General features: G+C 56.4%; 15 protein-coding genes. 10 read left to right on the top strand and 5 right to left on the bottom strand.

Translation table 11 applies throughout. The features are described 5' to 3' along the window. The first annotated feature begins 26 nt into the window (after nucleotides 1–26). From dalT to ABLV12_RS12830, 10 genes are all read left to right on the top strand, one after another. Nucleotides 27–1,304, top strand: coding sequence for a D-arabinitol transporter (dalT, locus tag ABLV12_RS12875; RefSeq protein ID WP_004103784.1), 1,278 nt, complete (start codon nucleotides 27–29; stop codon nucleotides 1,302–1,304). 48 nt (nucleotides 1,305–1,352) lie between these two features. Further along, entirely contained in the window at nucleotides 1,353–2,015 is a 663-nt protein-coding gene (gene hxpB, locus ABLV12_RS12870) for a hexitol phosphatase HxpB (protein WP_032728518.1), read from the top strand. A 297-nt stretch (nucleotides 2,016–2,312) separates the two neighbouring features. Then, nucleotides 2,313–3,467 carry a mandelate racemase family protein gene (locus ABLV12_RS12865; protein ID WP_032728516.1) on the top strand — a complete coding sequence of 385 codons (1,155 nt, stop codon included), beginning with the start codon at nucleotides 2,313–2,315 and terminating at the stop codon, nucleotides 3,465–3,467. Between the two features lie 119 nt (nucleotides 3,468–3,586). Then, nucleotides 3,587–5,209 carry an ABC transporter substrate-binding protein gene (locus ABLV12_RS12860; protein ID WP_004103779.1) on the top strand — a complete coding sequence of 541 codons (1,623 nt, stop codon included), beginning with the start codon at nucleotides 3,587–3,589 and terminating at the stop codon, nucleotides 5,207–5,209. Next, on the top strand, nucleotides 5,206–6,243 hold the full coding sequence (locus tag ABLV12_RS12855; protein ID WP_224258031.1) for an ABC transporter permease: 1,038 nt from the start codon (nucleotides 5,206–5,208) through the stop codon (nucleotides 6,241–6,243). Before ABLV12_RS12860 ends, ABLV12_RS12855 begins: the two co-directional genes overlap by 4 nt. After that, entirely contained in the window at nucleotides 6,240–7,145 is a 906-nt protein-coding gene (locus ABLV12_RS12850) for an ABC transporter permease (protein WP_004103766.1), read from the top strand. Before ABLV12_RS12855 ends, ABLV12_RS12850 begins: the two co-directional genes overlap by 4 nt. Further along, on the top strand, nucleotides 7,117–7,980 hold the full coding sequence (locus ABLV12_RS12845; protein ID WP_004103764.1) for an ABC transporter ATP-binding protein: 864 nt from the start codon (nucleotides 7,117–7,119) through the stop codon (nucleotides 7,978–7,980). Before ABLV12_RS12850 ends, ABLV12_RS12845 begins: the two co-directional genes overlap by 29 nt. A gap of 10 nt (nucleotides 7,981–7,990) precedes the next feature. Then, on the top strand, nucleotides 7,991–8,764 hold the full coding sequence (locus ABLV12_RS12840; RefSeq protein ID WP_335270580.1) for an ABC transporter ATP-binding protein: 774 nt from the start codon (nucleotides 7,991–7,993) through the stop codon (nucleotides 8,762–8,764). A gap of 418 nt (nucleotides 8,765–9,182) precedes the next feature. Further along, the gene (locus tag ABLV12_RS12835; RefSeq protein ID WP_154022235.1) at nucleotides 9,183–9,992 is read left to right on the top strand and encodes a winged helix-turn-helix domain-containing protein; all 810 of its coding nucleotides are present in this window, start codon (nucleotides 9,183–9,185) and stop codon (nucleotides 9,990–9,992) included. Beyond that, complete coding sequence (locus ABLV12_RS12830) at nucleotides 9,979–10,449, top strand: hypothetical protein (RefSeq protein WP_289178483.1); 471 nt, start codon at nucleotides 9,979–9,981, stop codon at nucleotides 10,447–10,449. The genes ABLV12_RS12835 and ABLV12_RS12830 overlap by 14 nt, the downstream gene beginning before the upstream one ends. Here the strand turns inward: ABLV12_RS12830 and yegS are convergent, their stop codons facing one another. The 5 genes from yegS to ABLV12_RS12805 all read right to left on the bottom strand — a co-directional run bounded on the left by yegS (nucleotide 10,450) and on the right by ABLV12_RS12805 (nucleotide 17,101). Beyond that, nucleotides 10,450–11,343: a lipid kinase YegS gene (gene yegS, locus ABLV12_RS12825; protein ID WP_004103756.1), complete on the bottom strand. Its 894-nt coding sequence runs from the start codon at nucleotides 11,341–11,343 to the stop codon at nucleotides 10,450–10,452. It lies immediately after the preceding gene. A gap of 245 nt (nucleotides 11,344–11,588) precedes the next feature. Next, complete coding sequence (gene yegQ / locus ABLV12_RS12820; RefSeq protein ID WP_004114016.1) at nucleotides 11,589–12,950, bottom strand: tRNA 5-hydroxyuridine modification protein YegQ; 1,362 nt, start codon at nucleotides 12,948–12,950, stop codon at nucleotides 11,589–11,591. Between the two features lie 115 nt (nucleotides 12,951–13,065). Then, nucleotides 13,066–15,177 (bottom strand): DUF4034 domain-containing protein, encoded by a 2,112-nt coding sequence (locus ABLV12_RS12815; RefSeq protein WP_201506118.1) that lies wholly within the window; start codon nucleotides 15,175–15,177, stop codon nucleotides 13,066–13,068. An 11-nt stretch (nucleotides 15,178–15,188) separates the two neighbouring features. Then, a complete protein-coding gene (locus tag ABLV12_RS12810) occupies nucleotides 15,189–15,905 on the bottom strand; it encodes a DUF1266 domain-containing protein (protein WP_004103748.1) in 717 nt (238 codons plus the stop codon). Then, nucleotides 15,905–17,101, bottom strand: coding sequence for a cytoplasmic protein (locus ABLV12_RS12805; RefSeq protein ID WP_348867084.1), 1,197 nt, complete (start codon nucleotides 17,099–17,101; stop codon nucleotides 15,905–15,907). The genes ABLV12_RS12810 and ABLV12_RS12805 overlap by 1 nt, the downstream gene beginning before the upstream one ends. Between the last annotated feature and the right edge of the window lie 36 nt (nucleotides 17,102–17,137).

Raw genomic sequence — 17,137 nt, 5'->3', positions numbered from 1 at the left:
TCCTGTACCCTAAAAACGAGGTCATTATGTCCATCAATAATAAACAGTGGCTCGGTTTACCCCTGAACCTGCTCTGGGGATACATCGCCATTGCCGTGTTTATGACCGGCGACGGTTTTGAACTGGCATTCCTGTCGCACTACATTAAAGAGCTCGGGTTCTCCCCGGCGCAGGCATCGTTCGCCTTCACCCTCTACGGCCTGGCCGCCGCGCTGTCGGCATGGATCTCCGGCGTGGTGGCGGAAATCATCACGCCGCTGAAGACCATGATGATTGGCTTTGTGCTATGGTGCGTGTTCCACGTGCTGTTCCTGGTCTTCGGTCTCGGTCATGCCAACTATGCGCTGATCTTAATTTTCTACGGCATCCGCGGCTTCGCGTATCCGCTGTTCCTTTACTCGTTTATCGTCGCCATTATCCACAACGTGAAAAGCGATAACGCCAGCTCGGCGATCGGCTGGTTCTGGGCGGTCTATTCCATCGGCATCGGCGTATTCGGCAGCTATATTCCGAGCTTTACCATCCCGCATATCGGCGAGCTGGGGACATTGTGGCTGGCGCTCGCTTTCTGCGTCACCGGCGGCATCATTGCGCTGGCTTCCCTGCGCCATATTAAAACGCCGCACCATATGCAGAACCTGACCACCCGCGAGAAGTTTGCCGAACTGGGCCGCGCGGCGACGCTGCTCTATACCAACCGCAATATTCTGCTGTCGAGCATGGTGCGAATTATCAATACGCTCTCGCTGTTCGGCTTTGCGGTGATTATGCCGATGATGTTCGTCGATGAGCTGGGCTTCACCACCTCAGAATGGCTGCAGGTGTGGGCGGTCTTCTTCTTTACCACCATTTTCTCTAATGTGCTGTGGGGCATTCTGGGCGAAAAACTGGGCTGGATGAAGGTGGTGCGCTGGTTCGGCTGCATCGGTATGGCGGTCTCCAGCCTGGCGTTTTATTACATTCCGCAGCACTTCGGACATAACTTCGCGATGGCGCTGCTTCCGGCTATCGCCCTGGGGATCTTTGTCGCCGCGTTTGTTCCGCTGGCGGCGGTTTTCCCGGCGCTGGAGCCGAAGCACAAAGGCGCGGCCATTTCGGTCTACAACCTGTCGGCGGGGATGTCGAACTTTCTCGCACCGGCTATTGCGGTGATATTGCTGCCGTTCTTTAGCACCATCGGAGTGGTGATCGCCTATACCGCGCTGTACGTGGCGGCCTTTTTCCTCTGTGCGTTTATCCGCGTCGAGCAGCCGGGATTTTCCCACAAGGAAGCGCCGGCCAGCGAGCAGGTGGAGTTCTCTTAAGGTGATGCGGCTGGCATGCCAGGCATGCCAGCCTTAATGAGGTGAATGATGAGTATTCAGGCAGTGATTTTTGACATGGATGGCGTGATTATTGATTCCGAAAGCCTGTGGCGGCAGGCGCAAATCGACGCCCTCGCGCAGTGGGGGGCAACGGCGAGCGTCGAGGAGTGCGAAACGCTGACCAAAGGCAAACGCCTCGACGAAATTGCCCGCACCTGGTGCCGCCATTGCCAGCTTGAGCTTGTTCCGCAGCGGCTTGAAGCAGCGATATTGCAGCGTATTACCGGCCTGATCGCCGCCGAAGGCGAGCCGATGCGCGGGGTGCATGAGGCGTTACGCTATTTTCGCCATGCCGGTTATAAAATTGCGCTCGCGACCTCCTCGTCCCGGCAGGTTATCGCCGCCGTGCTGAACAAGCTCTCGCTCTGGCACTATTTTGATGTGATTTGCAGCGCGGATGATGAAGCGCAGGGCAAGCCGCATCCGGCGGTTTATCTGACGACGTTGGATAAGCTTAATCTCGACGCCAGCCGTTGCCTGGTGATCGAAGACAGCTTCAACGGCTTTAGCGCGGCCCGGGCGGCGGGGATTGCCACGATAGTGATTGCCGAAGATAGCCAGCACGCGCGTTTTCAGGCCGCCGCTGGCCGCTACCGGGCGCTGCCTGAACTGCTGGAAGCCCTCACCGCCGAGCCAGAGGCGGTCGCATAACTCACGCTTTCGTGAGCGCAGAAAATCCCGGGATGTACACGGTCGGTCACTCTCTCTTCTGCGCTCACGCCCTTTTTTCTCCATGCCGATCCGCCTCACATTTCACTCATCTTTTGTGAAAACAGTCACGTCTTGTTGTGCCAATGCCCAAATTTATTGCCTTGCTTAGCGGTGTTTGTCCGAGGCACTGCTACGTAATTGTGCTTAGATTAGATATTGAAACGTATTTTCAATAATGTGAAACCACTTTGCCGATTTGCTTCTATCGATCGGATTTGGCCGTGATAAGGATTGAGCATGAAAATTGAATCTGTGAATGTCACCGTTTTCCAGTATCCCACACGTCGAGTTTCCGACAGCGCCGGGCACTCCCATCCGGGGGCTGAAAGCATGGCCAAAATGGCGATGCTGACCATCACCGCTGATGATGGGGCGCAGGGTTTTTCGTTTGCGCCTCCGGAAGTCGTGCGCCCGTTCGTGGTGAATACTTTTTTCCGCAAAGTGCTGGTGGGGCAGGACCCGTTTAACCGCGAGCGTATCTGGCAGGATCTTAACCACTGGCAGCGCGGTAGTGCACATCAGCTAACGGAGCGCGCGCTGTCGTTTATTGAACAGGCGCTGTGGGACCTGATAGGCCGCAGCCTTAAGATGCCGGTTTACAAGCTGCTCGGCGGCTATCGCGACACCGTCCCGGCTTACGGCAGCACGATGTGCGGCGACGATCTGCCGGGTGGACTGTCGACTCCGGAGGAGTATGCCGCCTTTGCCGAAAAGCTGGTCGCCCGCGGCTACAAGGCCATCAAGCTGCACACCTGGATGCCGCCAATCTCTTTTGCGCCCAATCCCAAAATGGATATTAAAGCCTGCGCGGCGGTGCGCGAAGCGGTAGGGCCGGATATTGACCTGATGATTGACGGCTATCACTGGTACAGCCGCGCCGAGGCGCTGTGGATCGGCAAAGAGCTGGAAAAACTCAATTTCGCCTGGTTTGAAGAACCGATGGAGGAGGATTCGATGTCCTCCTACGCATGGCTGGCGGAAAACCTGTCGATCCCCATCGTCGGGCCGGAGAGCTTCGGCGGCAAGCACCACATGCGCGCCGAATGGGTGAAAGCCGGAGCCTGCGACATTCTGCGCGCCGGCGCTAACGGTGTGGGCGGTATTACCCCGACCATGAAGGTCGCGGCGCTGGCGGAATCTTTCGGCATGGATTGCGAAGTCCACGGCAACGGCGCGGCAAGCCTGGCGGTGGTCGGCGCGATCCGCAATTGCCGCTGGTACGAGCGCGGCCTGCTGCATCCGTTCCTCGACTACGATGAACCGGCGGCTTATCTCAATAGCATTGTTGACCCGATGGATGACCAGGGATTTGTGCATTTGTCACAACGTCCGGGCCTCGGCGAAGACATTAATTTTGCGTATATCGAAGCCAATACCGTTAGCCACGACTGATTCAAAAAAATAAATGCCCGATGGCGCTGCGCTTATCGGGTCTGCGGCCCGGTAGGCCGGATAAGGCGAAAATGCCGCCATCCGGCAACATGTACCCTACAGTACAGGCAAACAGAGATATGAAAAAAACCTCCCTACTGGCAGCGTGCTTATTCACGCTCGCCGTGTCGATGGGAAGCGGGGCGGCGGTGGCGAAAACGCCGCCCGATCAGCTTATCATCGGCATGAATATGAATAACCTGCTCACCCTTGACCCGGCGGCGATGACCGGTAACGAAGTGGTGGGAATCGTGGTCAACCTCTACGACTCGCTGGTGGAGCTTGACCCTGAACAGCTCACCAACGTTAAGCCCGCGCTGGCGAAATCCTGGGATATCAGCCCCGACGGCAAAACCCTGACCTTTCATCTGCGCGACGACGTTAAGTTTCATTCCGGCAACCCGCTGACCGCCGCTGACGTGGTGTGGTCAATGCGGCGCATCCTGCACCTCAACCTGGCTCAGGCCTCGGTATGGAAATCCTATGGCTTCAGTAAGAAAAATATCGACAGCCAGGTCAGCGCGCCGGACCGCTTCACGGTGCAAATCGAGTTACCCAAAGATAACGATCCGCAGCTGGTGATTTACTCGCTGGCGGCGCTGGGCAACCTCGGGGTGCTGGACAGTAAAACGGTGCAAAGCCACCAGCAGGATAACGACTGGGGTAACCGCTGGCTGACCACCCATGAAGCCGGTTCCGGGCCGTTTACGCTGGAAACCTGGCAGGCAAAAGATGTGCTGCGCATGAAGCGCAATCCTGACTACTGGCGCGGCGAGGCGAAAATGAGCCGCGTGGTGCTGCGCCATTTCCAGGAGTCGCAAACTCTGCGTCTGATGATCGAAAAAGGCGACCTCGATATTGCCAACAATATGGCGGTTTCCGATATTAACGCCCTGCGCAGCGACCCGCAGCTGACCGTCGATGCGGTGCAGCGCGGCACCATGTACTACGTGGCGATGAGCATGAAAGAGGCGCACTTCGCCCAACCGAAAGTGCGCGAAGCGGTGCGCTATCTGATTGATTACCAGGGTATCAATAAAGCGCTGATGCCGGGCTACGGCGTGCTGCATCAGCGACCGATTAAGGCGGGCATGCCGTCTACGCTGCCTGACCCTGGCTATAAGCTGGACGTGGCGCGGGCGAAAAAGCTGCTGGCGGAAGCGGGTTATCCCAACGGCTTTGATACCACGCTGCGGGTCCTCTCCGATCAGCCATTTCTTAACATCGCTATCGCCGTGCAGTCGACGCTGATGCAGGCGGGTATTAACGCCAAAATCATCACCGGCACCGGTAACCAGATCTACGGCGCGATGCGCGAGCGTAAATTTGACCTGCTGGTGGGACGCGGCGGCAGCGGAATGGAGCCGCATCCGCACTCCAGCCTGCGCGCGCTGGTCTATAACCCGGATAACAGCGATGAGGCGCGTCTGACCAACTTTCAGGGCTGGCGTACCGGTTTTTACGACCCGCAGCTCAATACGATGATTGACCAGGCCCTGCTGGAACGCGATCCGCAAAAACAGGTGGCTGACTACCAGGCCATCCAGGCGCGCTACGACCAGCTGGTTCCGGCTTTAATTCCGCTTTCGCAGATGGTCGATTCCGTGGTGGTGCGCAACGAGGTACGAGAGTATCAGCCGCACCCCTCCGCCACCACTTTTCTGCGTGACGTCTATAAAGTCCGCGAAGGAGAGAAAGGATGAGTACCGCAATCCTTGCGCCCGGCTCACGCGGCCGGCGCTTATCCAAACGGCTGTTGCAGGTGGTGATTACGCTGTTCGGCCTGCTGCTGCTGACCTTTACCATTGGCCGCGTCATGCCTATCGACCCGGTGCTGGCGATCGTCGGTCCGGATGCTGATCAGAGTACCTATCAGCAGGTTTACCAGCAGCTGGGGTTTGATAAATCGCTGACCACCCAGTTTGGCATCTATTTCGTCAACCTGCTGCACGGCGATCTGGGCAATGCGCTGCTGACCGGGAAACCGGTGGTGGACGATATTATCCGCGTCTTCCCGGCCACCATGGAGCTGGCGACGATGGCGATTCTCGTCGGCGCGGGTCTCGGAATTCCGCTGGGCGTGCTGGCGGCGGCGCGGCGCAATAGCTTCTCCGATTATGTGGTACGCATTATCAGCCTGGCGGGCTACTCGACGCCGATTTTCTGGGTCGGAATGATGGGGCTGCTGGTGTTCTATGCCTGGCTCGGCTGGGTGGGCGGCGCCGGGCGGGTAGACCTCGGTCTGGACGGCATTGTGCCGCGCCGTACCGGCCTGATGACCGTTGATGCGCTGCTGGCAGGAAACGGACAGGTGTTCTGGAACGCCATTAATCATCTGATTCTTCCCGCCTCGCTGCTGGGTTTTCACTCGCTGGCTTATATCAGCCGTATGACCCGCAGCTTTATGCTGGCCCAGCTGTCGCAGGAGTTCATTATTACCGCGAGGGTGAAAGGGCTAACCGAGCGTCAGGTTATCTGGAACCATGCGTTTCGTAACATCCTCGTGCAGCTGCTGACGGTGGTGGCGCTGGCCTACGGCGCGCTGCTGGAAGGCGCGGTGCTGATTGAAACCGTCTTCTCATGGCCGGGTTTCGGCTCCTATCTTACCGGTAGCCTGCTGCTGGGCGATATGAATGCGGTGATGGGCTGCGTGCTGCTGGTGGGGGTGATCTTCGTGATGCTCAACCTGCTCTCCGACATGCTGTATCAATTCTTTGACCCGAGGACAAAATCATGACCGTTTCTTTGGATTCGCCGCTTTCGGGCGGTGCGGGCGAAGGCCGTCAGCGGCTGCAACGCGCGGCGGCGCGGGCCGTCGGGTTTATCGGCAAAATGGCGCGCAACCCGCTAACGGCCATCGGCGGAGGAATTATCTTTCTGCTGCTGGTGGTGGCGATTTTCGCGCCGCTGATTGCGCCTTATAACCCGCTGGTGCAGGACCTGAACAGCGCGCTGGTCGCGCCGAATGCGCAGCACTGGTTCGGCACCGATGAGTTTGGCCGGGATATCTTTAGTCGCCTGGTGTACGGCTCGCGCATCACGCTCTATATCGTGCTGCTGGTCTCGGTGACCGTCGGTCCGCTCGGGCTGCTGCTGGGCGTCAGCGCCGGCTATTTCGGCGGTAAAGTCGATATGGTGCTGATGCGCGTCACCGATATTTTCATCTCCTTCCCGAGTCTGGTTCTGGCGCTGGCGTTTGTCGCCGCCTTAGGGCCGGGGCTGGAGCATGTGGTTATCGCCATCACGCTTACCGCCTGGCCGCCGATAGCCCGTCTGGCGCGCGCCGAAACGCTCTCTCTGCGCCAGGCCGATTTTATCTCCGCCGTGCGTCTGCAGGGCGCTTCATCGTCCCGCGTCCTCTGGCGCCATATCGTGCCGCTGTGTCTGCCCTCGGTCATTATCCGTATCACCATGAATATGGCCGGGATCATTCTGACCGCGGCCGGTCTCGGCTTTCTCGGGCTCGGCGCGCAGCCGCCGGAGCCGGAGTGGGGAGCGATGATCTCCAGCGGGCGCACTTATATGATGGAGTGCTGGTGGGTCGTAACAATTCCGGGGCTGGCGATTCTGATCAACAGCTTAGCGTTCAACTTCTTAGGAGATGGCCTACGTGACATCCTCGATCCCCGCAGTGAATAATGCTCCGCTGCTCGACGTGCGCGATCTGTGCGTCGACTTTGTTAACGGCAGCGCGGTGACCCATGCCGTGCGCGGCGTCTCCTTCCAGCTGGGGCGCGAAAAGCTGGCGATTGTCGGCGAGTCCGGTTCGGGTAAGTCCACCGTTGGGCGCGCGCTGCTGCAGCTGCATCCGAAAAAGGCCCGCGTCAGCGCCAGCCGGATGCAGTTTGCCGACCTCGATCTGCAGCATCTTAGCGAAGCGCAAATGCGCGGCGTACGCGGCAAACGTATCTCTATGATTATGCAGGACCCGAAATATTCGCTTAATCCGGTGGTCTGCGTGGGTAAGCAAATCGCCGAGGCCTGGCTTACTCATCATCCCGGGCGCAAAGATGAGGCGAAAGCCAGGGCGCTGGAGATGCTGGAGGTGGTGCGTATTCGCCAGCCGGAGCGCGTTTATCAGCTTTATCCGCATGAAATATCCGGCGGACAGGGGCAGCGCATCATGATCGCCATGATGCTGATTACCGACCCGGAGCTGATCATTGCCGATGAGCCGACCTCCGCGCTGGATGTGTCGGTGCGCCTGCAGGTGCTGGGCCTGCTGGATGACCTGGTTCAGTCGCGCGGGCTGGGGCTGATTTTTATCAGCCACGATATCAACCTGGTGCGCAGCTTCTGCGACCGCGTACTGGTGATGTACGCCGGACGGGTAGTGGAGTCCATCGCTGCTAAAGATCTCGATAACGCCCGTCATCCCTATACTCAGGGATTGATTAACTCGCTGCCGGATATGCAGCATCGTCGCCCGATACTGCCGGTGCTGCAGCGTCAGGCCAGCTGGTTAACGGAATAAGGAGCGGATGATGATTGAAGTTCAACATCTCAACCTCGCGTTTGGCGAGGGGGAGAAGCGTAACCAGGTGCTGTATGACGTCAGTTTCCACGTTAAGCCCGGCGAGATCTACGGTCTGGTAGGCGAGTCCGGCTCCGGTAAAACGACGGTGCTCAAGTGCCTGGCGGGGCTGTTTACCCACTGGCAGGGGGAGCTGGCCATCGATGGTCAGCGCTTAGGGCATGAAATCAGCCGCAGGCGCTGCCGTCAGGTGCAGATGGTATTTCAGGACCCCTATGGATCGCTGCATCCTCGTCACACCATTGGCGATATCCTCGAAGAGCCGCTGCAGATCCATCGTATCAACGACCGCGACCGGCGGATCAATGCGCTGCTGGACAAAGTTGGCCTCAACCGCGCCTTTCGCGAGCGCTATCCGCATCAGCTCTCCGGCGGGCAGCGGCAGCGCGTGGCGATAGCCAGAGCGCTGATTCTTGAGCCTCAGGTACTGCTGCTGGATGAGCCGACGTCGGCGCTGGATGTGTCGGTGCAGGCGGAGATCCTCAATCTGCTGGCAGAATTGCAGCAGGAGGCTAAGCTCACTTACCTGATGGTTACTCACGATCTCGGGGTTATTGCCCATTTATGCCAGACCGTGGCGGTGATGCAGTACGGGAAGATCCTTGAAACCCTGACGGTCGATGCGCTGGTCAGCGGCGAGGCGCGGACGGCCTATACGAAGATGCTGGTCAACGCCAGTCGGCAATATACGCGCGAAATGGCGCGCGAGGTGGCGGCATACTAAGCTTTATGGCGCATTTGTCACGCGGGAAATGCGCCCATTTTATAGATAAAACTTTGAAACGATATGTAGTTATAGTTATAAATATCGTCTATTAATGTAAATGTGGTATTTAGATCTAAAATGAAAGTATCTGTTGTGTGAATGCATCTTTTGCAAATTATAACTTGTATTTATTATTTTTTTTGAAATAAATAGCCAGTTTCAATTCGAAGTACAAAATATTCCGTTCTGTAAATTCATTTAAACCTTGCTAATAACAAGGAAAAACTGCGTATTACGCCTCCAGATCTGCTGAGTAATAGAGTAAACTCGCCTGCGAATAATCTTAAGATGTCATCAACGTCATGGCGGATTACCCTATTTATAGTAGGGTACCCCCTGCCGCTCATCCACGTGATTACTATTCTCAGAGAACAGGATGGAAAAAATATATACGATTAATGGAAGAATTGCCTTTTTTCCTCAGCGTAGCGCTCTAATACTTATTGCTGACGAGACGAAAACGGTTTCCTTAAATATGCCGGCCAGCCGCTGTTTATTACTGCTTATTCAGCATGATGGCAATACTGTTGCCCGCGAAACCTTTTTTGAGGAAGTGTGGATAAAGCATGGCGCCCAGGTAACCAGCAACGGTTTTTACCAGAATATTTCCCTGTTACGTCGGGCATTTAAGGAGCTGGGGGTAGACGAGGATATTATTATTACGGTGCCGAGGGTAGGCGTCAGGCTGGATGCAACATTAACGGTTACGGAATCTCAGCCGCGCGATGTAGAGAAGGCACCGACGGCGGAGGAGCCACAAGCGCCCGTTGACGAGTCTGTTCATAAGGAGGTCGCAGCTGCGAGTTTGCCCGAAAAAAAGCGGTTAAGGCCGCGACGCTCTCTTTTGTGGGGGCTTGCGGCGCTGCTGAGTTGTCTGGTTTGTGGATTTGTTGCGTGGCAAACAGAATTCGAATCTTATTTGCAAAGTTATTCGCCCATAATTGCTAAATTTTCGCAACAATGTCACTTCTTTGCCAATAATGACGTAGTTGACCATGTTCGTCATGTCAATTTTATCAAGCGCAGTAAATTTGAATGCGAAGAATATCCATGGATTTATTTGACGCTTTATCCCGGGCAAGCGCGGGTGTCGGTGATTCGCTGTCGTCAGCCATTTAGTCAATGGCGTGATAATCAATGCCTCACCAAATATTACATTAAGGAGGTAGTCAATGCGCCGGCGTGAAATTAAATGGTTAATCGCTATCGTATTTATCGGAGTATTAAGCGGTATGACGATAAAATCCTGGCAATACTGGCAGCGCAATCATTTCCAGTGTAGCGGTGAGATGCGGCTATTAAACTCAGGTTATCAGGGCGATATTTCTTTACGCTATGTATTTGATAGCACCCGTGGGCTGGTGATTGTCCGGGGAGAGATTACGCCGCCGCAGGGTGAATCGTTTACCATCAACCAGAACATCTGGTTTAGCTTTACCCGCGACGGCCAGCACTACTTCCTGCGATCGGAAACCGTCTCTGCCAGCATCGGCGAAACCGAGCAGGAGAAGCATATTAACAACATCCTGCCCAAGTTTTTCCTGCAGCCGCAGGTGCCGTTTTACCTTAATATTCAGCGGCTCAATCAACGAACCCGGCTGCTGTATACCAGCCGGGCGCCGTCTTTGCTTTGCGAAACCTGATCAACGTAGCAGCGGACAGTCGGGAGGAAGCCGGCAGCGTAGTGCGGCCGGTAAAAGCTCCATGCGGAAGGTTTTACCGGTCAGCGGTTCGCCGTCGAGGTTAAACGTCATCTCATGAGGGGCGGTTATCTCAAACCACGATGAGACGCCGTCGATGATATTCGGCGAGGTTTGCGGATTTGCCAGGGTGCTGAACAGCGCGGGGATCAGCTCTTCGCCGGTGAAAATGCGCAGATGCAGCAGGCCGTCGTTGATTAATGCTTCCGGGCACAGCTGCTGGCCGCCGCCGGCCTGACGCCCGTTGCCGATGCCGATGACCAGCGCATCGCCATGCCAGTGAAAGTTCTCGCCGCGGATTTCGCAGCGGTCCGGCTTGAGCGTATCCATGCGCATCAGACCGTGGATCAAATACGAGACGCCGCCGAGCGCGGCCTTGAGTTTCTCCGGGGTTTCGGTCGTAATGCGGGTGCCGAAACCGCCGGTGGCCATATTAATAAAACCGGTCTTATCGTTAACTCGCGCAATATCTATCGCCACTTCGCGGCCAACGATGGCCAGCTTCAGCGCGCTGGCCAGATCCTGCGGGATGCCGACGCTGGTGGCGAAGTCGTTCGCCGTGCCCAGCGGCAAAATCCCCAGCGCCATTTTACCGTCGCGCTCGACCAGAGCCGTCGCCACCTCATTGATGGTGCCATCACCGCCGCCGGCAATCACCGTTTCGACGTTCAGCTGCAGAGCTTCATCGACAAAGCGAACGGCATCGCCTTTTTCCCAGGTGACGCGGACGTGAATATCGATTCCTTCGTCGCGTAACAGTTTAACCGCCTCGCGTAGCTGCGGTTCATTGGCGCCTTTGCCATTCAGAATCAGTAAGCTGGCTGGAAACGTGGACATTATCAGGGGACCTTTATTGCTCAGTAATGCATAAAGTGTACCGCATGAAGAAAGCGAAGGCGGGGGGGGAGAGATAAAAAATAAGCCCGCGTAAGGGAGATTACGCAGGCTAAGGAGGTGGTTCCTGGTACAGCTAGCATTTATGGGTTATGTTTTTCAGCGAAATGGATGATATCTGCTTTGAACGAAACGGTATGTGATCCGTTTCTAATATCTTTACATCGTGAAAAAATAACCCAAATTAACTAGTTACTGTGCGGGTTTCGGGTTGTCTGACCAGTAAAGTTGCGCATCAGCAGAGCATATTGCAGCACCATATCTTCCGGGACAGGCAACCATACTGTGTGCCCGTCGCCCGGCGCTACCGACACTCGCTCGCCTTTGCCGTTTTCCATATGTTCGAGAGTAAAGTTGACGTTGCCCTGCGGGGTCATCAGCTCAAGGCTATCGCCGACGGAGAATTTATTTTTCACCGCCACCGCCGCCAGCTGGCCGTTGCGCTCGCCGGTAAATTCGCCGACGAACTGCTGGCGTTCGGAAACAGAGTAGCCGTGCTCATAGTTCTGGTAGTCATCGTGCGTATGGCGACGCAGAAAACCTTCGGTATAGCCGCGATGCGCGAGGTTTTCCAGGGTATCCAGCAGGGAAGTATCGAACGGTTTGCCTGCGGCGGCGTCGTCAATGGCCTTGCGGTAGACCTGAGCGGTACGGGCACAATAGTAATGTGATTTCGTGCGGCCTTCGATTTTCAGCGAATGAACGCCCATCTGGGTCAGCCGCTCGACGTGAGCGATAGCGCGCAGATCTTTCGAGTTCATGATATAGGTGCCGTGTTCGTCTTCAAACGCGGTCATGTATTCGCCCGGACGTTTGGCCTCTTCAATCATAAACACCTGGTCAGTCGGCGCGCCGATGCCCAGCGTCGGCTCGACGTTCTGCACCGGGATCGGTTCGTGCTTATGCACGATATTACCGACGTCGTCTTCTTTACCTTCCTGCACGTTGTACTCCCAGCGGCAGGCGTTGGTGCAGGTGCCCTGGTTCGGATCGCGTTTGTTGATATAGCCCGAGAGCAGGCAGCGGCCAGAGTAGGCCATGCACAGCGCGCCGTGAACGAAGATTTCAATTTCCATCTCCGGCACCTGGCTGCGAATTTCGGCGATTTCATCCAGCGACAGCTCGCGGGAGAGAATGACGCGGGTCAGCCCCATTTGCTGCCAGAACTTGACCGTCGCCCAGTTCACGGCGTTGGCCTGCACCGACAGATGAATATCCATGTCGGGAAAATGTTCGCGCACCAGCATAATTAAGCCCGGATCGGACATGATCAGCGCATCCGGCCCCATTTCCACCACCGGCTTCAGATCGCGAATAAACGTTTTCAGCTTGGCGTTATGCGGGGCAATGTTAACCACCACATAGAATTTTTTACCCAACGCGTGGGCTTCGTTAATGCCGAGCTGCAGATTTTCGTGATTGAATTCGTTGTTACGCACGCGCAGGGAGTAGCGGGGTTGGCCCGCATAAACGGCATCTGCGCCATAGGCGAAAGCGTAACGCATATTTTTCAGCGTTCCCGCCGGGGAAAGGAGTTCCGGTTTAAACATGATTTTCTCGTTCTGATGACAGGTCAGATTCGCCGCACCCGGTGCGGCGAGTTGGGGAGTGCCCCCACATTAAGGGCGGGCATTGTAGCGCTGTGGGGCAGGGGAGTAAACCACCTTACACCATGGAGTTGAGCTGCCCCGGCAGCTCGGAATCCGGAATACGTGAGGTGTACCAGGCAAAGCGCCAGCGTTTCCAGAAAGAATCGAAATGGAGAGCATCCAGATCCATGAATAATTCATGTTCAGGGTACAAGGTGATGAAAAAATGCGCCCAGCGCGCGCTCTGTTTCATATTATAAAGCGCTTTATCCCGTTTGTTACCGTACAGCTGCGACAGCGCCACCATGGCCTCCGGCGAACCTTTATTTGCCGCTTCCTGCACCTGTTGCAAATGTGAGTGCGCCAGCGCTAAATCTTTTACGCCGGCGATATTAAGCAGAAAGAGTTCCCAGGCCCGCTTATCGCCATAGCGGGAGGCCAGATAGAGATTATCGAGAAGGTTTTTTTCGTAAGCGGCGCGCTTTTCCGCCGGCGGAGCCTGGTTGATCAGACGTTCGCTGCAGTTGGCCATGCGGAAATGGATCTCCTGCAGATCCTGTTCATAGCCGTCATCGCCGCCGTTGGCGATCAAGCGATATTTATTATCTGCGTCGCGCTGCGCGACGTGCTGGCGTAAAATCTCGGCCGCTTGCTGGCAGTAACCGAAGGCGATGGCGGGATCGTACGGCAACAAGCCTCCGTTATCTCTGGCATGAGATTCCACCCCGAGCTGATTAAGCGCGCTGGGGATGTTTCTCCGGGCGCCAAGGTGGGCCAGAGGCAGGAGATATTCGGGGTAACCGAGCCAGCGAAAATCTTTTATCGCCGCCCGCCAGTTATGGTCGTATTCAATGTCGGCGACGCTATCGAGCCAGACGGCGCCCTGCGCTTCATCTTTTTCAAAGCCAAATAGCCCCGCGTACTGGAAGTAGCCGCGATAGATTTTCGGCACGCCGTATTCGGTTTGTTGCGCATTCTGGCAGATGAAATTGTAAATCCACTCGCTGTCCGGGAAATCGCGCAGCGCAAACTTTAACGCCCACGCGGTGTAGTAATTGTTGAGCTTCACTTTTTCCATGACCGAACGCTGCAAGGTGAGCCAGAGCGCGTCTTTATCGTCTAAATCGCTATAGCAGAGCAGCAGCCACTCCAGCGCATGGTGGCGAGACTGCGCCATGTGCGCCCGCCGGGCAATCTCTTCGGCTTTGGCGATAATATGCTCCCGCTCGGTCGGTGAATCCACTTCATTGATACGCAGATCGCGATGGTCATCCCACCAGATTAAAAGTTCCAGATGCTCCCGCTCGGCGGCGGTAAGATGATCGCATACCGTTGATGCCAGAAATTCGCGGATCTCCTGATGCGATCCTCCCCAGCGCGGCATACGAAACGGAATATACTCATCCAGCGCGTAAAATGCCGTCGGGAAAATCGCCAGACAAACGGCGAGCCAGTAGCGTTGCCCGGCGTCGCCATCGCACGCAGGCAGTACCTGCGGACGAGGCAGATCCGGGCATACCGCGTCGGCAAACGACAGGCCGGAATGGGCCATCAGCGCCTCCACTTCCTGCGATGAGCGGCGGTGATACTCAGCCAGTTCCTGCATCAGCGGTTGTCCTGCAACCTCAGCGCCGGCAAGGAACTCAGCCAGCCAGTCGGGCTGGCCGAAGACCTTAGAGTTAGTGCTGGTCAGGGACGCCGCCATCCACTGGCGTGGTTCGAGGTCGATGGCGTAGAGAGCGGCAATGACCATCCGCTCATTGCAGGCGCTGGCGCAGATCCACATGGCGCGGGTGGTATCCTGCGCCCAGCCGTAGCTGCGATAGAGCCACGCGCGGTGGTTCCAGTACTGGGCCTCAGCAAGCCAGGCATAGCTGGAGCGCGGGCGGGCGCGCTGCCAGTTTTTGATCGGCGCTAACCCAGCAGGCCCGGCCTCGACCAGCGCATCCATATCGTAAAAATGGTTGCACATCTGCGTCCAGGCGAGGAAGTAACGTTTTTCCGCCTCGCGGCTGGTCAGGCTTTCCGCCAGCGCCCGGCTATAGCGCGCCTCGAGCTCGTCATAACATCCTTCGCGCAACAGGCCGGGAAGATCCGCGATAGACCACTCGCGCTGTCCGTCATTGAGGGGATTTTTACGGTTGCACATCTCAAACATGGCGGTGAGCAGTGGGTCATCCTTTTCCATATATACTCCTTTTAAACCGGGTCGAAAATTTTGAAGTCATTCCACGGCAGCGTTTTCCAGCGGCTGAAGGAGGCTTTCAGGTAACAGGCCACCTCCTGCACATCGCGTCCGGCAACCGCCGTTGGCGTATCCATTAACGCCAGCCGTACCCGGCGGGCGCGGACGTAGGCGGTGGCGTAATCTTCCCACGAAGCAAAACAATCCTGCGCCCGCTGGGCGTTTAACAGGAGAACCAGCCAGGCCTGATTTTCGTCGCACCAGCCGAGCCCGGCGATACAGCGCGTCAGAAAGGCGGTGCGCATGCAGTCGAACGCCAGCGCGTCGCGAACCCGGCCCTGGGCCGCCAGGTGGTGGTAAAACGTGCGCGGCGAGTTGCCCATGCCCGCCGGCCAGCAGCGCAGGATCTCGGCGATCTGCTGGCGTAACGCCGCGCCGTCGAGGTGCTGATGCAAGCCCAGTTCTTTTTTTACCTGCTGCGTCAGGTGGCGGCGCTGGTCATCATCAAGTTTCAACGCCAGCTGTACGCCTTTTGTCGGCAGGCCATTGCGGTGCGAGAGGAGATCGGCTAACGCCAGCGCCCACTGGCGTCTTCGGCTATCGCGGCGCAGATCGTTAAGACGGTCCTTTTCTTTTTCCTCGGCGATGCGGGCGGCAACCAGCTGTTTATTCTTTTTTTTGGCGCGTAAGCGCAGGTAATAAGCGGTGGTAAACAAGGCTATCAGCAGCATCAAGGACTCTCTCCGGTGTGGGGTCGGTAGCGCGTGGTTTGTAGCGTCAGGCTCTCAATTTCAAAAGGCTGGCTGCAGGTGTTTTTCCCGGCAAGCGTAGGGTGCCATTCATGCTGTGAGAACAGCATTTCCGCCGCGGTCGCCACGTTGGGATCGATCGTCCGAAGATAGCGCAACGCCTCCGGAGCGCTGTGCAGAAGCAGCCACTGTAGCGCCACCGGTGGGTGAGGGAAGTGCGTCATTAAGTGAAAATTGTTATGCAGAACGTTGAGTAAAAAATCAAAATCAACCACATCGGTGATAAATTTCCAGCCAGCAAATTGCGGCGTCGCTTCATAGACGATCCCCATACCTTCACAATCGGCGTGGCGCTCGGGACGTGGTTGCAGATAATGTAATAAAGCCAAAACGTCGGCGGCATATTTTTTAACAGGATGCTGGTTCTGCTTACCTTTAATTTGATCGATACTCATGCTGTCATTATTTATCCTCAGGCTCAGGGTGACGTGGGGAATATTATTTTCGTCGCGCAGGCTCAGAAGGCGAAATGCGCCTTGTTCAATTTGCCGGGCGTAGTACTCGCCGTAGCCGCCGGAGAGTGACCCTTTATCCTCGAACTGGCCGACGCAGTGCTGCATATGCCAGGATTCATAGGCCATTTCACTACGCAAGGCCAGGCTGGCGGCATCGAAGGCGACCCACTGGCCAGCAGTGACCTTCATCAGCGGCTTAACGGCGTCGTCGCTGGAGGGGGACCAGCCTCGTTCGCGCAGGCGCTGCATTTTCTGGTGCTCGGCCTCGCTCATGTCCAGGACGGTGAAACAGTTAATGCGCTGAAGTTTGCTTTCCAGCCGCGTGCCTTCCAGCCGCGACAGGAACTCCAGTAACTCCCTTTCCGTCGCCAGCAGCTGCGGATGCTGTGGATTAAGATAGTAAAAGGCGCCGCCGCCCAGCCCGGATATCAACCACGCGGGGATCGCCTTCTCCGCGCCAAAGTAAACCGCATAATCGGCGGCGGAGCGTACAGGATAAACGTGGGGGAAATTACCGATAGCCCAGCGAAAAAAATGGTTGCTTAGCCAGCGTTGAATACGATTACCGTCGTTGCGCTGTTCGCTGCGAGAAATAATGGCCGATTTTACATCAGGAGCGTTAATTATATTTCGTGGATTATATTTTCTATGAATATTACTCATGGCATTCCTTGCGCAGTTGAATATTAGAGAATATCC

It is taken from the genome of Klebsiella sp. CN_Kp100 (assembly GCF_040065315.1).
GTDB classification, from domain to species: domain Bacteria; phylum Pseudomonadota; class Gammaproteobacteria; order Enterobacterales; family Enterobacteriaceae; genus Klebsiella; species Klebsiella oxytoca.
This window is presented reverse-complemented; position numbering and strand designations above follow the sequence as displayed.

What these genes read in the sequence shown, in the direction of transcription:
- ABLV12_RS12835 (WP_154022235.1), top strand. Translation starts at nt 9,183, where the DNA reads ATGGAAAAAATATATACGATTAATGGAAGAATTGCCTTTTTTCCTCAG.
- ABLV12_RS12840 (WP_335270580.1), top strand. Translation starts at nt 7,991, where the DNA reads ATGATTGAAGTTCAACATCTCAACCTCGCGTTTGGCGAGGGGGAGAAG.
- ABLV12_RS12865 (WP_032728516.1), top strand. Translation starts at nt 2,313, where the DNA reads ATGAAAATTGAATCTGTGAATGTCACCGTTTTCCAGTATCCCACACGT.
- ABLV12_RS12850 (WP_004103766.1), top strand. Translation starts at nt 6,240, where the DNA reads ATGACCGTTTCTTTGGATTCGCCGCTTTCGGGCGGTGCGGGCGAAGGC.
- yegQ (WP_004114016.1), bottom strand. Translation starts at nt 12,950, where the DNA reads ATGTTTAAACCGGAACTCCTTTCCCCGGCGGGAACGCTGAAAAATATG.
- ABLV12_RS12830 (WP_289178483.1), top strand. Translation starts at nt 9,979, where the DNA reads ATGCGCCGGCGTGAAATTAAATGGTTAATCGCTATCGTATTTATCGGA.
- yegS (WP_004103756.1), bottom strand. Translation starts at nt 11,343, where the DNA reads ATGTCCACGTTTCCAGCCAGCTTACTGATTCTGAATGGCAAAGGCGCC.
- ABLV12_RS12855 (WP_224258031.1), top strand. Translation starts at nt 5,206, where the DNA reads ATGAGTACCGCAATCCTTGCGCCCGGCTCACGCGGCCGGCGCTTATCC.
- ABLV12_RS12815 (WP_201506118.1), bottom strand. Translation starts at nt 15,177, where the DNA reads ATGGAAAAGGATGACCCACTGCTCACCGCCATGTTTGAGATGTGCAAC.
- hxpB (WP_032728518.1), top strand. Translation starts at nt 1,353, where the DNA reads ATGAGTATTCAGGCAGTGATTTTTGACATGGATGGCGTGATTATTGAT.
- ABLV12_RS12860 (WP_004103779.1), top strand. Translation starts at nt 3,587, where the DNA reads ATGAAAAAAACCTCCCTACTGGCAGCGTGCTTATTCACGCTCGCCGTG.
- dalT (WP_004103784.1), top strand. Translation starts at nt 27, where the DNA reads ATGTCCATCAATAATAAACAGTGGCTCGGTTTACCCCTGAACCTGCTC.
- ABLV12_RS12810 (WP_004103748.1), bottom strand. Translation starts at nt 15,905, where the DNA reads ATGCTGCTGATAGCCTTGTTTACCACCGCTTATTACCTGCGCTTACGC.
- ABLV12_RS12805 (WP_348867084.1), bottom strand. Translation starts at nt 17,101, where the DNA reads ATGAGTAATATTCATAGAAAATATAATCCACGAAATATAATTAACGCT.